This window comes from Knoellia sp. p5-6-4 (genome assembly GCF_029222705.1).
Classification (GTDB): domain Bacteria; phylum Actinomycetota; class Actinomycetes; order Actinomycetales; family Dermatophilaceae; genus Pedococcus_A.
The window spans coordinates 53,366-67,959 of the sequence record NZ_JARGZF010000001.1; the positions used below are offsets into that span (position 1 = coordinate 53,366).

Consider the following 14,594-nt stretch of genomic DNA (forward strand, 5'->3'; position numbering starts at 1 on the left):
CGGGCACGGCATACCGCAGGACGACGCCCCCGAGGGATCCCCTCGGGGGCGTCGTGGTCGGGCGGTGACCCGTTCGCGGTCAGGACGGTTTGGGAGCGCCCTTGCGGGCGTACCGCATCCACGTGATCACCACACACATGACGGCCCAGGCGATGCCGATCGCGTAGAAGGCCTCGGGCGCCATGATGGTCAGGCCGACGCCGAAGAGGAACGGGCCGAACGCGGCGATCGCGGCGGTCCACCCGATCACGCCACCGGCCTGGCGGCGCTCGAAGATCATCGGCATCTGCTTGAAGGTCGACGCGTTGCCGATCCCGCTGAACAGGAAGATCGCCAACATGCCGTAGAGGAAGCTGTTGAAGTCGCTCTGCAGCGCGGCCGCCGAGGACGTGTCGGGGCTCAGGGCCGTCATGGTGAAGGCGATCGAGGCGATGAGGCCCAGGCCTGAGATGAGCGTCCAGATCGCACCGCCCATGCGGTCGGTGAGCGGGCTGAAGAGCACCCGGGCACCGGCCCCGACGAGCGGGCCGAGGAAGACGTACTTGACCGGGTCCGGGACGCTGTAGCCCTCGACGAGCAGCTGGGCGCTCTGCCCGACGCCCTGCACGATGTCGGAGTTGCCCGCGCCGTAGAGGTTCTTCATGAGCAGGCCGAACTGGGCGGACAGGCCGGAGAACGTGCCGAAGGTCATGATGTAGATGAGCGTCATCCACCAGGTGTCCTGGTTGGAGAAGATGTCGAACTGCTGGCGGATGTTTGCCGTGATCGGCACCGACTTCAGCATCGTCCACGCCAGCACCGCGCCGACGAGGATGAAGGGGATGTAGATGAACGCGGCGTTCTGGTACCAGACCTCGGTGGCCGGCTTGCCCGGCAGGCCCTGCATCGTCTGGGAGCCGCCGAGGAAGCCGATGAGCCCGAAGCCGATGACCCACGGCGTGAGCAGCTGCACGAGCGAGACGCCGAAGTTGCCGATGCCGGCCTGGAGGCCGAGCGCGGTGCCCTGCAGGCGCCGCGGGAAGAAGTAGGACGTGCTCGGCATGAAGCCGGAGAACGCGCCGCCGCCGATGCCGGACAGGAACGCCAGGACCAGCAGCTCCCAGTACGGCGTCGTCGGGTCCTGCACGCGCACGCCCCAGCCCAACACGGGGAAGATGAGCAGCAGGGTGGTCAGGGTGACCATCTTGCGGGTGCCCATGATGGGCGGCATGACCATCCAGACCAGCCGGAAGAGCCCGCCGGCCAGGCCCGGCATCGAGGTCAACCAGTAGAGCTGGGTCTGCGTCAGGTCGAAGCCGAGGTTGGTCAGCTTCGGTGCGATCGCGCTGGCGAGGAACCACGAGGCGAAGCAGAGCGTGAGCGTGAACGTGGTGATCGACAGCGTCGTCCAGGCCAGCCGCCTGTCCCACGTCTCCTCGTTCTCGGGATCCCAGGACTGGAGCCATTCGCTCCCACGCCTGGTCTCGGCGGCTGTGCTCATGCGCGTGCCTCCTCGGGCTCACGGGTGGTGGTGCCGGTGGCAGGGACCTGCTCCGGCGGGGACTCCAGGTGCGTCGCCAGCTCCGGCGACTTCTCGTGCAGCATCCCCACGACGGTCCAGTGCATCCACACCGAGCAGGCGACCGTGAGCAGGAAGAGCACGAAGAAGGTGCTGGACGGGAAGCCGGTCCACCGCTGGCTGTAGGCGAACATCGGCGGCAGGAAGAAGCCGCCGAGACCACCGAGCATGCCGACCAGCCCGCCGACGGCGCCCACGTCGTGGGGGAAGTACTCCGGGATGTGCTTGTAGACGGCGGCCTTGCCGATGCCCATGGCGCACCCGAGGACGAACACGACGACGGCGAAGGGGACGATGCCGATCGTGTAGGGCAGCACCTCGCGGGCTCCCTCGCGGGTCTGGACGACGATGTGGCCGTTGGGCATCGAGAGCACGAGGGTGCTGGCCATCATCACGCCGAACGTCCAGTACATCGCCCGGCGCGCGCCCCAGCGGTCGGAGAACCAGCCACCGACCGGGCGGAGCAGCGACGCGGGGAAGATGAAGGTGGCGGTGAGCAGCGCAGCGGTCGAGAGGCTCACGTCGAAGTTGTCGACGTAGTACTTGGGCAGCCAGGCGGCCAGGGCCACGTAGGCACCGAAGACGGCCACGTAGTAGAGGCTGAAGCGCCACACCCGCACCTGCCGCAGCGGGCGCAGCTGCTCCGTCAGCGGACGGCCGTGTCCCGGCATCCGGTCGTGGCGCGGCGTGATGACCCACGTGAGCACGGCGAGGAGCAGCAGCAGCACCGAGTAGATGACGGGCACGATGCGCCAACCGCCCTGGATGACGCCGAAGTAGGTGGAGCCTGCGGTACCCGCGATGAGGGCCGGGCCGATGAACTTCGTGACCGAGGCCCCCACGTTGCCGGCGCCGAACACGCCGAGCGCGAAGCCCTGGTGCTCACGCGGTGTCCAGGCCGAGTTCCAGGCGATGCCGGCACTGAAGGAGTTGCCCGCGAACCCGACGAGGAAGGCCAGCACGAGCAACAGCCCGTAGCTCTCCGCCTGCGACACCAGGTAGGCGGGGATGGCCGTGACGGCCAGCATCACCGCGAAGACCTTGCGCCCGCCGATGCGGTCGGTGACCATTCCCGCCGGGAGGCGCCACATCGAGCCGTTCAGCACGGCTACGGCGGATAGCCACGACAGCTGCACGTCGGTGAGGCCGAACTCCTTGCGGATCGGGATGCCGAGGATGCCGAACATCAGCCACACGGCGAACATCACGGTGAAGCTCAGGGTGGACATCACCAGGACCCGGGTGGCCCCCGACCTCGTCCCCGCGTCGTGATCGTGCATTGCTCTCCTGCCCCACGCTGTCGCAGCCCGCGGGCTGTCACACCACCAGATAAAAGGAGCACGCTCCTTCAAACACTGGGCCTGAATGTATTGACGCACCACCGGGGCGGAGAGGGCCATTGGTCCCTAGTGCGAGGGCCCTTGGGAACGCAATTCTCTGTGCCACTGCGGCAATCCACCAGGCACGTGCCATCGGGAGTAAGGTGCCAGGAGTTCCGCGGAGACATCGGTTTCGACGACCAGGATCCTCTAAAGGAAGGCCGGGCGAGTGGCTGAGCAACCGCCTCGCAGCGCAGCGCTGCTGGTATCGCCTGTGCGCCGCCGCATCGTCGACACCCTCGACCGCCTTCCCCAGTCCCCGGCGCGTGGGACTCCGAGCCGCGCCACCGGCCTGACCGCGGCCGAGGTCGGTGAGCGGCTCGGCCTGCACGTGACCAGCGCGCGCTTCCACCTCGAGCAGCTCGCCGACGCGGGCGTGCTCGCCGCGAGCTTCCACCGCCACGGCACCGGCCGCCCCCAGAAGCGGTATGCCGTCCTGCCGGACCGGGCGCCGGTGCAGCAGAAGGACGATCCCTACCGCATGCTGGCCGAGCTGCTCACCGAGGCGCTCGCGCAGCCCGACGGCGATGCCCTCAGCCCGGAGGACGCGGGCGCCCGGTGGGCCCTGGCCCACGTCAGGCAGCTCAGCGGATCCGGCGATGCCGACCTGCCGCAGGCGAGGACGCCGGGAGAGTGGCTGGCGAAGGTGGGTCGGCTGCTCGACCTGCTCGAGGCCTGGGGGTACGAGCCGAGCGTGCGGACCACCGACCAGGGGCGCACCGCCGAGGTGGCCCTGGCCCGCTGCCCCTTCCTCAGCCTCGCGGAGTCGCACACGGAGGTGGTCTGCGCCGCCCACGTCGGGCTCATCCGCGGCGCCCTCGACGTGTTCGGCGAGCCGGACGCGGAGGTGCAACTCCAGCCGTTCGCCCTTCCCGGCGTGTGCCTGGCCCGGCTGACGACCCTGGCCGCGCTGCAACGACACCCCGAGGAGTCGGCCGATGTGTGAGTACTGCGGCTGCCAGCAGGTCGCGGCCATCGGCGAGCTCACCCGCGAGCACGACGTCGACGGGGCGGCCAAGACCGCGCGCCGCATCGCCGAGATCCTCCAGCCCCACACGGCAGTCGAGGAGCACGGCCTGTTCCCCGCGATGAGCGAGGAGTTCCCCGAGCACGTCGATGCCCTCGAGCGCGAGCACCGCGTCGTCGAGGCCGTCCTGGCGGAGGCCGCCACGGCCACACCGACGGACCCGACCTGGCCGCAGCGGCTCCTCGCGGCCCTCGACCTGCTGCGCAAGCACATCCTCAAGGAGCAGGACGGCATGTTCCCCGCCTCGCTCGCCGTCCTCGACACCGAGGGCTGGGAGCGGGTGGAGGCGGTGCGCCGGCAGGTGGGGTCGGCCGTGGGCCCCGAGCACACGGCTCACCGCCACGACCACCACGCGCACGACCACTCGCACGACCCCTCGCACGACGACGACCACGGCCCCGACCAGGAGGACCACGCGTGAGCACCACCGACCGGCCCGGCACCACCCACGGGACAGCAGGATTCGACGGCCCCCTGTCCGAGGCCCTGGTGGGCACCCGGCGCTTCTTCACGCGCGCCGAGGTCTCCGCGGACAAGCGCAGCCTCCACGCCAAGGGCGGCCGCGCCGGCGACGCGTTCTACCGCGACCGCTGGAGCCACGACAAGGTCGTGCGGTCGACGCACGGCGTGAACTGCACGGGCAGCTGCTCGTGGAAGGTCTACGTCAAGGACGGCATCATCACGTGGGAGGCCCAGCAGACCGACTACCCGTCGACCGGCGCCGACCGGCCGGAGTACGAGCCACGCGGATGCCCGCGTGGCGCGGCCTTCTCCTGGTACACGTACTCCCCCACCAGGATCCGCTACCCCTACGTCAGGGGCGTCCTGCTCGAGATGTACCGCGAGGCCAAGCAGCGCCTCGGTGACCCGGTGCTCGCCTGGGCCGACATCGTGAACGACCCCGCAAAGGCCAAGCGCTACAAGGCCGCTCGCGGCAAGGGCGGTCTCGTCCGCGCCTCGTGGGGCGAGGCCGCGGAGATCGTCGCCGCCGCCAACGTGCACACCATCAAGCAGTGGGGCCCCGACCGCGTCGCCGGTTTCTCCCCCATCCCCGCGATGTCGATGGTCAGCCACGCGTCGGGGGCGCGGTTCACCTCGCTCATCGGCGGCTCGATGCTCTCGTTCTACGACTGGTACGCCGACCTGCCCGTGGCGTCGCCGCAGATCTGGGGCGACCAGACCGACGTGCCCGAGTCGGGCGACTGGTGGGACGCGGGCTACCTCATGATGTGGGGCTCCAACATCCCGGTCACCCGCACCCCGGACGCCCACTGGATGGCAGAGGCCCGCTACCGCGGCCAGAAGGTCGTCGTCGTGGCGCCCGACTACGCCGACAACGTGAAGTTCGCCGACGAGTGGCTGCCCGCCGCACCCGGCACCGACGGCGCCCTGGCGATGGCCATGGGCCACGTGGTGCTCAAGGAGTTCTTCGTCGACCACCAGGTCGAGTACTTCGAGGAGTACACGCGGAAGTACACCGACCTGCCCTTCCTCGTGGCCCTCGAGCCGTATGCCGCCAAGGACGGCTCCACTGCGTACCGCGCCGGCAAGTTCCTCACCGCCTCCGACCTCCGTGGCGCCGAGGCCGCGTCTGAGAACGCCGAGTTCAAGACGGTGCTCGTCGACAGCCGCACCGGCCAGCTCGTGGTGCCGAACGGCACCCTCGGCGACCGGTTCGGCGACAGCGGCGCGGGTAGGTGGAACCTCGACCTCGGCGACGTCGTGCCGGCCCTGAGCCTGCTCGACACCCGCGACGACACCGCGATGGTGGACCTGCCACGCTTCGACCTCGCCGAGGGGGCCGCCCCGGTGCTCAAGCGTGGCGTGCCGGTGCGGCGGGTCGGCGACCGCCTGGTGACCACCGTCTTCGACCTGCTGCTCGCGCAGTACGGCGTCGGGCGAGAGGGACTCCCGGGCTCGTGGCCAGGCGGCTACGACGACGTCGACGGCCTCTACACGCCGGCCTGGCAGGAGCCCATCACGGCCGTGCCCGCGGAGAAGGTGGCCCGCATCGCGCGGGAGTTCGCGCAGAACGCCGCCGACACGCAGGGCCGCTCGATGATCATCGTCGGAGCCGGAACCAACCACTGGTACCACTCGGACACCATCTACCGCTGCATGCTGCTGCTGACGACCATCACGGGCTGCCAAGGCCGCAACGGCGGTGGCTGGGCCCACTACGTCGGCCAGGAGAAGGCACGGCCGATCACGGGCTGGGCGCAGATGGCCTTCGGCCTCGACTGGGCGCGGCCGCCGCGGCAGATGATCCAGACGGCCTACTGGTACATGCACACCGACCAGTACCGCTACGACCACTACACGGCCGACACCATGGCGGCACCCACCGGCACCGGCCTGTTCGACGGCATGAGCACGGCCGACCAGCTGGCCCTGTCGACCCGACTGGGCTGGATGCCGTCGTACCCCACCTTCAACCGCAACCCGCTCGACCTCGCCGACGAGGCCGAGGCTGCCGGCAAGCCGATCGGCGAGTACGTCGTCGAGCAGCTCAAGGCCGGCGACCTGCGCTTCGCGGTGGAGGACCCGGACGCGCCGGAGAACTGGCCGCGGGTGCTGATGATGTGGCGCGCCAACCTCTTCGGCTCCTCGGCCAAGGGCAACGAGTACTTCCTCAAGCACCTCCTCGGCACCGACAACTCCGTGTCGGCGACGGAGACCGCCGAGGCCGCCCGGCCGAAGGACGTGGTCTGGCGCGAGGAGGCGCCCGAGGGCAAGCTCGACCTGCTCTGCGTCCTCGACTTCCGGATGACGAGCTCGACGATCTTCAGCGACGTCGTGCTGCCGGCCGCCACGTGGTACGAGAAGCACGACATCAACACCACGGACATGCACCCGTTCATCCACTCGTTCAACCCGGCGATCAGCCCGCCGTGGCAGACGAAGACGGACTGGGACATCTTCCAGGCGGTCTCCGAGGCGTTCGCGCCGCTGGGCGCCAAGCACCTCGGGGTGCGCAAGGACGTCGTGGCCGCTCCCCTGCTGCACGACACCGCGGAGGCGATGGCGACCCCGCACGGCCGCGTCCGCGACTGGAAGAAGGGCGAGTGCGAGCCCGTGCCGGGCAAGACCATGCCGAAGCTCGTCGTGGTCGAACGTGACTACGGCGCCATCTTCGACAAGATGGGCGCGCTCGGGCCGCTGATGGAGAAGCTCGGCACGACCCAGAAGGGCATCACCTACAACGTCGAGCGCGAGGTCGACTACCTGCGGCACAAGAACGGCGCGATCCGCGGCGGCGTCGCCGACGGGCGGCCCTCGCTCAAGCGCGACGTGCACGTCGCCGAGACGATCATGGCGTTGTCGGGCACGACCAACGGCCACCTCGCCACCCAAGGCTTCAAGACCTTGGAGAAGCGCACCGGCCAGCTCATGCACGACCTGGCCGCGGAGCACGAGGGCAAGCAGATCACCTTCGCCGACACCCAGGCCGCGCCCGTGCCGGTCATCACCAGCCCCGAGTGGTCGGGCTCGGAGTCCGGCGGTCGCCGCTACTCCCCGTTCACCATCAACGTCGAGCGGCTCAAGCCGTGGCACACGCTCACGGGACGCCAGCACTTCTACCTCGACCACGACTGGATCCAAGAGCTCGGCGAAGGGCTGCCCGTCTACCGTCCACCGCTCAACATGACCGAGATCTTCGGGGAGCCCGCGATCGGCAGCCAGAGCGAGCTCGGCGTCAGCGTCCGCTACCTGACCCCGCACAACAAGTGGTCGATCCACAGCGAGTACCAGGACAACCTGTTCATGCTCTCGCTCTCGCGCGGCGGCCAAGCGATCTGGATCTCCGACAAGGACGCCGCCAAGGTCGGCATCAAGGACAACGACTGGGTCGAGGCGGTCAACCGCAACGGCGTCGTCAACGCCCGCGCCATCGTCAGCCACCGGATGCCGGAGGGCACGGTCTACATGCACCACGCCCAGGACCGGCTGATCGACGTCCCCCTGACGGAGAAGACCGGCCGTCGCGGCGGCATCCACAACTCGCTCACCCGCATCCTCGTGAAGCCGAGCCACATCATCGGCGGCTACGCCCAGCTCGCCTTCGCGTTCAACTACCTCGGACCGACCGGCAACCAGCGCGACGAGGTGACGGTCATCCGCCGTCGGTCACAACGAGTCGAATACTGAGGGGCAGTTCCGATGAGAGTAATGGCACAGATGGCCATGGTGATGAACCTCGACAAGTGCATCGGGTGCCACACCTGCTCGGTCACCTGCAAGCAGGCGTGGACCAACCGCGCCGGCACGGAGTACGTCTGGTTCAACAACGTCGAGACCCGCCCGGGCCTGGGCTACCCCCGTGGGTACGAGGACCAGGAGACCTGGGAGGGCGGCTGGAAGCTGGGCCGGAACGGCAAGCTGACGCTGAAGTCCGGCGGCCGCTGGAAGAAGCTGGCCAACATCTTCTCCAACCCCAAGCTGCCGTCGATCGACGACTACTACGAGCCGTGGACCTACGACTACGAGACCCTGCTGAACGCCCCGGCGCAGAAGCACTTCCCGGTCGCCCGGCCGATCTCGCTCATCTCGGGCAAGCCGATGAACGTCAGCTGGTCGGCCAACTGGGACGACAACCTCGGCGGCAGCCACGAGCACGCCAGCCGTGACGTCATGCTCAAGAACATCACCGACAAGGTGAAGATGGAGTTCGAGCAGACCTTCATGTTCTACCTGCCGCGCATCTGCGAGCACTGCCTCAACCCCTCGTGCGCGGCGTCGTGCCCCAGCGGCGCCATCTACAAGCGCGCCGAGGACGGCATCGTGCTGGTCGACCAGGACAAGTGCCGAGGCTGGCGGATGTGCGTCTCGGGCTGCCCGTACAAGAAGGTCTACTTCAACCACAAGACCGGCAAGGCCGAGAAGTGCACCTTCTGCTACCCGCGCATCGAGGTCGGCATCCCGACGGTCTGCTCCGAGACCTGCGTCGGCAGGCTGCGCTACATCGGCCTGGTCCTCTACGACGCCGACCGGGTGCTCGAGGCGGCGTCGGTGGAGGACGACCACGACCTCTACGAGGCGCAGCGCGACGTCTTCCTCGACCCCCACGACCCGGCGGTGCAGCGCGAAGCCGAGCGCGCCGGCATACCTGGTGACTGGATCGAGGCCGCGAAGCGGTCGCCCGTCTACGCCCTGATCAACCGCTACCAGGTGGCCCTGCCGCTGCACCCGGAGTACCGGACCATGCCGATGGTCTGGTACATCCCGCCGCTCTCGCCCGTGGTGGACGTCATCAAGGACACCGGCCACGACGCGGAGGACCCGGGCAACCTGTTCGCCGCGATCGACACGCTGCGGATCCCGGTGGAGTACCTCGCCAACCTCTTCACAGCCGGCGACACCAAGCCGGTCGACGCGGTGCTCAAGAAGCTGGCGGCGATGCGCTCCTACATGCGCGACATCAACCTCGGCCGCGACCCCGACGACTCGATCCCCGAGTCGGTCGGCATGGACGGCGAGACGCTCTACGACATGTTCCGGCTGCTGGCCATCGCGAAGTACGACGAGCGCTATGTCATCCCGACCGCGCACGCCGAGCAGGCCCACGCCCTGGAGGAGCTGGCCACCGAGTGCTCGCTCGACTACGAGGGTGGCCCCGGCATGATGGGCGAGTCCGGCCCGTTCGGCGAGGGCTCCGGCGAGCTCACGCCGGTGGCGGTCGAGAACTTCCAGATGCTCAAGCAGCGGCAGACGGCCGACACCCTCAGCGGGGCCGACCGCGGGAAGCTGCGGGGGCGGGTCAACCTCCTCAACTGGGACGGCAAGGGATCGCCGAGAGGCCTCTTCCCCAAGCGTGGCAAGGGAGATGACCACTGATGCTCGGCCGCACCCGGCACCCGCGCCATCCCGCACCGCGCCTCGACGACCGCCAGCTCGCCACCGCGTGGCAGGTGGACTCCCTGCTCCTCGACTACCCCGACGAGGACCTGCTCGCCCGCCTCGCGGTGGTCCGGGAGGCCGTCGAGCCCCTGCCCGTGCCGGTGCGCGAGCCGGTGCGCCGCTTCACCGCGTTCCTGGAGACGACCCCCGTCGGTGAGCTCCAGCGCACCTACGTCGAGACCTTCGACGTCACGCGGCGCTGCTGCCTCTACCTGACCTACTTCGCGCACGGGGACACGCGCAAGCGCGGCCTGGCGCTCGTGCAGTTCAAGCAGGCGTACCGCAAGGCCGGCGTCGAGTTCGACGCCGCCGAGCTGCCCGACCACCTCAGCGTGGTGCTGGAGTTCGGTGCGGCCCACGACGCCGAGACGGCGTGGAAGCTGCTCAACGACCACCGCGCCGGCATCGAGATGCTGCGCATCGCCCTGGCGGACAAGGCATCCCCGTGGCACGACGTGGTGCTCGCCCTTGTGGCCACCCTGCCGGAGCTCAAGGGCGAGGACGAGGAGAAGATGCTCGCCCTCATCGCCCAGGGGCCACCCTCGGAGGAGGTCGGCCTCGACCTCCAGCCCTACGCGATGGACCCGCGGCTCAACCCCCGCCCGACTGAAAGCGTCGACCTCGGCCACACGATCCCGGTAGGAGCCCCCTGATGGACACCTTCCTGTTCCTGATCTTCCCGTACCTGTGCCTGGCCGTCTTCGTCGTCGGCCACTACTGGCGCTACAAGTACGACAAGTTCGGCTGGACCACGCGCTCGTCACAGCTGTACGAGAACCGTCTGCTGCGCTGGGGCAGCCCGCTGTTCCACTTCGGGCTGCTCGGGGTGATCGCGGGCCACGTCATCGGGCTCGTGGTGCCGAAGTCGTGGACCGAGGCGCTCGGCATCAGCGAGGGCGCCTACCACCTCGTGGCCGTCACCGGTGGCCTCATCGCCGGCGCCGCCACGCTGGTGGGCCTGGTGATCCTCGTCTACCGCCGCCGCACCGTCGGCCCGGTCTTCTCGGCGACAACGCGGATGGACAAGCTCATGTACGTCTTCCTCGGCGCGGTGATCGTGCTGGGCATCTGGAACACCTTGGCCGCCAGCACCTTCGGTCACTACGACTACCGCGAGGACGTCTCCCCCTGGTTCCGCAGCATCTTCCTCTTCCAGCCGAAGCCGGAGCTCATGGCTGACGCGGCGCTCGGGTTCCAGCTGCACGCCCTCGTCGCCTTCGGTCTCTTCGCCCTCTGGCCGTTCACGCGTCTCGTGCACGTCTTCAGCGCGCCGCTTGGCTACGTCACGCGGCCCTACATCGTCTACCGCACCCGCGACGAGGAGCGGGAGGGCACCCGCGCGCCGAGGCGGGGCTGGGAGAAGGCCAGCCGCTGACCGCTCAGTCCCAGGACGGGGCGCGGGTCAGCTGCAGCTGGCTGACCCCGAGGTACCCGGTGCGGAAGCCGGCCTCGCAGTAGGCGAGGTAGAACTCCCACATGCGGCGGAACGTCTCGTCGAAGCCCTGCTCATGGATCTGGGGCCAGTTCTCGGTGAACCGCTCCCGCCACAGGTGCAGGGTGCGGGCGTAGTGCGGGCCGAGCTCACGCCGCTGGGTCACCCGCAGGCCCGTGTGCGACGCGAGCGTCTGGTCGATGGCCTCCAGGGACGGGATCAGCCCACCGGGGAAGATGTACTTCTGTATCCACCCGAAGGACCGCCGGGTGGCGAGCATCCGCTCGTGCCCCATGGTGATCGCCTGGATCGCCACGCGACCACCGGGAGCGAGCAGCCGGTCGATGGCGGCGAAGTAGGTCGACCAGTACTCCTCGCCGACGGCCTCGATCATCTCGACGCTGACGATGGCGTCGAACTCACCCGCGACCTCGCGGTAGTCCTGGAGCCGGATCTCCACGAGGTGACCCACCCCGGCCTCCACCACGCGCTTCTGCGCGAGGTCGAGCTGTTCCTGGGACAGCGTCACCGTGGTCACGTGCGCACCCCGCTGCGCTGCCCGGACGGCCAGGGCCCCCCACCCGGTGCCGATCTCGAGCATCTTGGTGCCCGCACCGACCCCCGCGTAGTCGAGGACGCCGTCGATCTTGCGGAGCTGGGCACCCTCGAGGTCGGTGGCGCTGCGCACGTCGACCGTCTCGTCGAACCAGGCCGACGAGTAGCTCATGGTGGGGTCGAGGAAGGCCTCGAAGAGGTCGTTGCTGAGGTCGTAGTGCGCCGCGATGTTGGCGCGCGACCCCTCGAGGGTGTTCTCCTGGTGCTTGGGGATCCTCTTGTCGACGACGGCGCGCAGCCGCTGGAGCGGTTGAGGGACCAGCGTGCTCAGGCGAGCCGCGAACGGCGTCAGGAGGTCCGCCAGGTCGGTGCCCTCCCCGGCCTTCCAGTCGCCGGCCATGTAGGCCTCGCCGAAGCCGACCTTGGTGTCGCGGCCCAGCCGGGCGAAGAACGCGGTGGGACGCACGATGTGGAACTCGGGGGCGCCCGGGCTGGTGTCACCACCGCACACCCGACCGTCGGGGGTGGTCACCCGGACGGGGACCATGTGGACTGCACGCTCGAAGATGCTCCGGGCGATGCCCGCGTGGAGCGGAGCCCGCGGCGTGCGGACGATCGAGGACCAGCGCATGGTCGTCGTGGACACCGTCATGTCGGTCACACACCTTCCTGTGCAGTGTGGTGGGGGCGCCGGACGACGGGCAGCCGCCGAAGCCAGAGCCAGATGCCGTGCACCCTTATCAGGGTCGAGACTCGTTGCGGCATGAGCGGCTTCGTCACCAGCTGGTGGACGATCGCGCGCCTCGATGCCGGGACGGGGCGGCCGTGCAGCGCCGCGGAGAAGGCGACCCGGCCGTGCCGTCGCAGCACGATCGTGGCGCCGACCCGCTCGGGCTCGAGGGCGAAGCGCATGTCGTAGCGGCCGCTGACGTCGTTGAAGGGTGAGACGTAGAACTCCTTGTCGGTGCCCACCCTCCCGTCGTCGCCCGGCCTCAGCAGGTAGGCGTGGCGTTCGCCGTAGGTGTTGTGCACCTCCGCGACGACGCAGCGCACGGCGTCGTCCCGGTCCAGGCACCAGAAGACGGACAAGGGGTCGAAGACGTGGCCGAGCACGCGAGCGTTGGCGAGCATGAGCACCCGTCCGGCCGGGTCGAGCCGTATGCCGCGCCCCGACACGAAGTGCTCGAGGTTCGCCTTGATGGTGCGGCTGGGGTCGCCGAGGTGGTCTGCGGAGCGGAAACCAGCGAAGGGCCTCAGCCACCACGGGAGCTGCGGGAGGCGGTCGAGGTCGACGAGCCACTGGTACACCCCGTGGCGGAAACCGTGGCGCACCGGACCGGGGCGGTGGTGCGTCACCTGCCCCACGACGAGCGCCGGGACGGCGGGCACGCCTGCCCTGAGGCGTGGTCGGGCGGGCGTCGGCGCCACGAGGGCCGTCGTCACCACTCGACCCCGAAGCGACGCGCGGCCTCCACCCCGGAGCGACACCCGTCCTCGTGGAAGCCCCATCCGTGGTAGGCCCCGGCGTAGACGGTCCGGTCGGTGGCGAGCGAGGCGAGACGGGACTGCGCGGCGACGGACTCCGGTGTGTAGAGCGGGTGCTCGTAGTCCATCACGGCAATGACGCTAGCCGCGGCGATCCGCTCCCGCGCGTTCAGCGTGACGAGGTGCTGCTCGGGCGAACGGTGGCCCTGGAGGCGGTTCATCCAGTACGTCACCACCGGCGCGTTGCCGGGGGTCGAGCACGAGGTCATCAGGTAGTTCCACGAGGCGCGTGCCTGCGCAGCTCGCGGGAGCCGCGCCGGGTCGGTGTGCAGCACGGTCTCGTTGGGGGTGTAGGTGAACGCCTTGAGGGTCTGCACCTCGTCCTCGGTCGGGTCGGCGAGCAGCGACAGCGCCTGGTCCGGGTGCGTGGCCAGGACCACCTTGTCGAACCGTGCGGAGGCCCCGGTGCTGTCCTCGACGTCCACCCCGTCCGGTCCTCGCCACACCGCCGTCACCGCCCTGCCGCGACGCACCGACGGCAGGCGCTCGGCGATCCGCTCGACGTAGGTGCGCGACCCGCCGACGACCGTGAACCACTGTGGTGACCCGGTGACCCGCAGCATGCCGTGGTGGTCGAGGAAGCGGAACAGGTAGCGCGCCGGGTACAGCAGGGCGGAGTCCTGCCCCGCCGACCACACGCACGACACGACCGGCACCGCGTAGTGGTTCACGAAGTGCTCGCTGAAGCCCTCCGTCTCGAGAAACTCACCGTAAGTGGTCGTGTCGGTGTCGTCGGTGCGCTCGAGGAAGGCGGAGGCCCGGCGGTGGAACCGCCGGACCTGCAGGAGCATGGCCACGAAACGGCGGTCGAACAGGCGACCCGGCTGGGCGAGGATACCCTTGAGCCCGCGTCCACCGGCATACTCCAGCCCGCAGTCCTCGCAGCGGATGCTCATGCTCATCTCGGTGGGGCGCGCCTGCACACCCAGCTCGGCGAAGAGCCGCCGCAGGAACGGGTAGGTGCGGTCGTTGTGCACGATGAACCCGCTGTCCACGGCATACCGGCTCCCGTCGGCGGACGGGACGTCGTGGGTGTGGGCGTGTCCGCCCAGCCGCTCCTCGGCCTCGTACAGGGTCACGTCGTGCGTGCGCGCCAGCAGGTAGGCGGCTGTGAGGCCCGACACGCCGGCGCCGATCACGGCGACCGATGGCCGGGAGGGCGATGCAGGTCCGCTCATGCCGGTCCTTCGGTGCGCTTGC

Annotated in this window: 11 protein-coding genes; 6 read left to right on the forward strand and 5 right to left on the reverse strand. The window is 69.5% G+C overall.

What is annotated here, in order from left to right:
- Positions 1-79: 79 nt before the first annotated feature.
- A complete protein-coding gene (locus P2F65_RS00290; protein WP_275803029.1) occupies positions 80-1,480 on the reverse strand; it encodes an MFS transporter in 1,401 nt (466 codons plus the stop codon).
- Positions 1,477-2,838, reverse strand: coding sequence for a nitrate/nitrite transporter (locus P2F65_RS00295; RefSeq protein ID WP_275803031.1), 1,362 nt, complete (start codon positions 2,836-2,838; stop codon positions 1,477-1,479). The genes P2F65_RS00290 and P2F65_RS00295 overlap by 4 nt, the downstream gene beginning before the upstream one ends.
- A 268-nt stretch (positions 2,839-3,106) precedes the next feature.
- Here P2F65_RS00295 and P2F65_RS00300 point away from each other — a divergent pair, with 268 nt between their 5' ends.
- The 6 genes from P2F65_RS00300 to narI are packed head-to-tail and all read left to right on the forward strand — an operon-like array spanning position 3,107 to position 11,237.
- Positions 3,107-3,883, forward strand: a complete 777-nt coding sequence (locus tag P2F65_RS00300) for a helix-turn-helix domain-containing protein (protein ID WP_275803033.1) — start codon at positions 3,107-3,109, stop codon at positions 3,881-3,883.
- Positions 3,876-4,385, forward strand: coding sequence for a hemerythrin domain-containing protein (locus tag P2F65_RS00305; RefSeq protein WP_275803035.1), 510 nt, complete (start codon positions 3,876-3,878; stop codon positions 4,383-4,385). Before P2F65_RS00300 ends, P2F65_RS00305 begins: the two co-directional genes overlap by 8 nt.
- On the forward strand, positions 4,382-8,113 hold the full coding sequence (locus tag P2F65_RS00310; protein ID WP_275803037.1) for a nitrate reductase subunit alpha: 3,732 nt from the start codon (positions 4,382-4,384) through the stop codon (positions 8,111-8,113). The genes P2F65_RS00305 and P2F65_RS00310 overlap by 4 nt, the downstream gene beginning before the upstream one ends.
- Before the next feature lie 12 nt (positions 8,114-8,125).
- Positions 8,126-9,799, forward strand: coding sequence for a nitrate reductase subunit beta (gene narH / locus P2F65_RS00315; protein ID WP_275803039.1), 1,674 nt, complete (start codon positions 8,126-8,128; stop codon positions 9,797-9,799).
- The gene (gene narJ, locus P2F65_RS00320) at positions 9,799-10,515 is read left to right on the forward strand and encodes a nitrate reductase molybdenum cofactor assembly chaperone (protein ID WP_275803041.1); all 717 of its coding nucleotides are present in this window, start codon (positions 9,799-9,801) and stop codon (positions 10,513-10,515) included. Before narH ends, narJ begins: the two co-directional genes overlap by 1 nt.
- Positions 10,515-11,237, forward strand: coding sequence for a respiratory nitrate reductase subunit gamma (gene narI, locus P2F65_RS00325; protein WP_275803043.1), 723 nt, complete (start codon positions 10,515-10,517; stop codon positions 11,235-11,237). Before narJ ends, narI begins: the two co-directional genes overlap by 1 nt.
- A gap of 4 nt (positions 11,238-11,241) precedes the next feature.
- Here the strand turns inward: narI and P2F65_RS00330 are convergent, their stop codons facing one another.
- Genes P2F65_RS00330 through P2F65_RS00340 form a run of 3 tightly spaced genes read right to left on the reverse strand, consistent with a single transcriptional unit; the run spans position 11,242 to position 14,572 of the window.
- A complete protein-coding gene (locus tag P2F65_RS00330; RefSeq protein ID WP_275807181.1) occupies positions 11,242-12,501 on the reverse strand; it encodes a cyclopropane-fatty-acyl-phospholipid synthase family protein in 1,260 nt (419 codons plus the stop codon).
- 5 nt (positions 12,502-12,506) lie between these two features.
- Positions 12,507-13,292, reverse strand: a complete 786-nt coding sequence (locus P2F65_RS00335; protein WP_275803045.1) for a DUF1365 domain-containing protein — start codon at positions 13,290-13,292, stop codon at positions 12,507-12,509.
- Positions 13,289-14,572, reverse strand: coding sequence for an FAD-dependent oxidoreductase (locus P2F65_RS00340; RefSeq protein WP_275803046.1), 1,284 nt, complete (start codon positions 14,570-14,572; stop codon positions 13,289-13,291). Before P2F65_RS00340 ends, P2F65_RS00335 begins: the two co-directional genes overlap by 4 nt.
- Positions 14,573-14,594 lie beyond the last annotated feature (22 nt).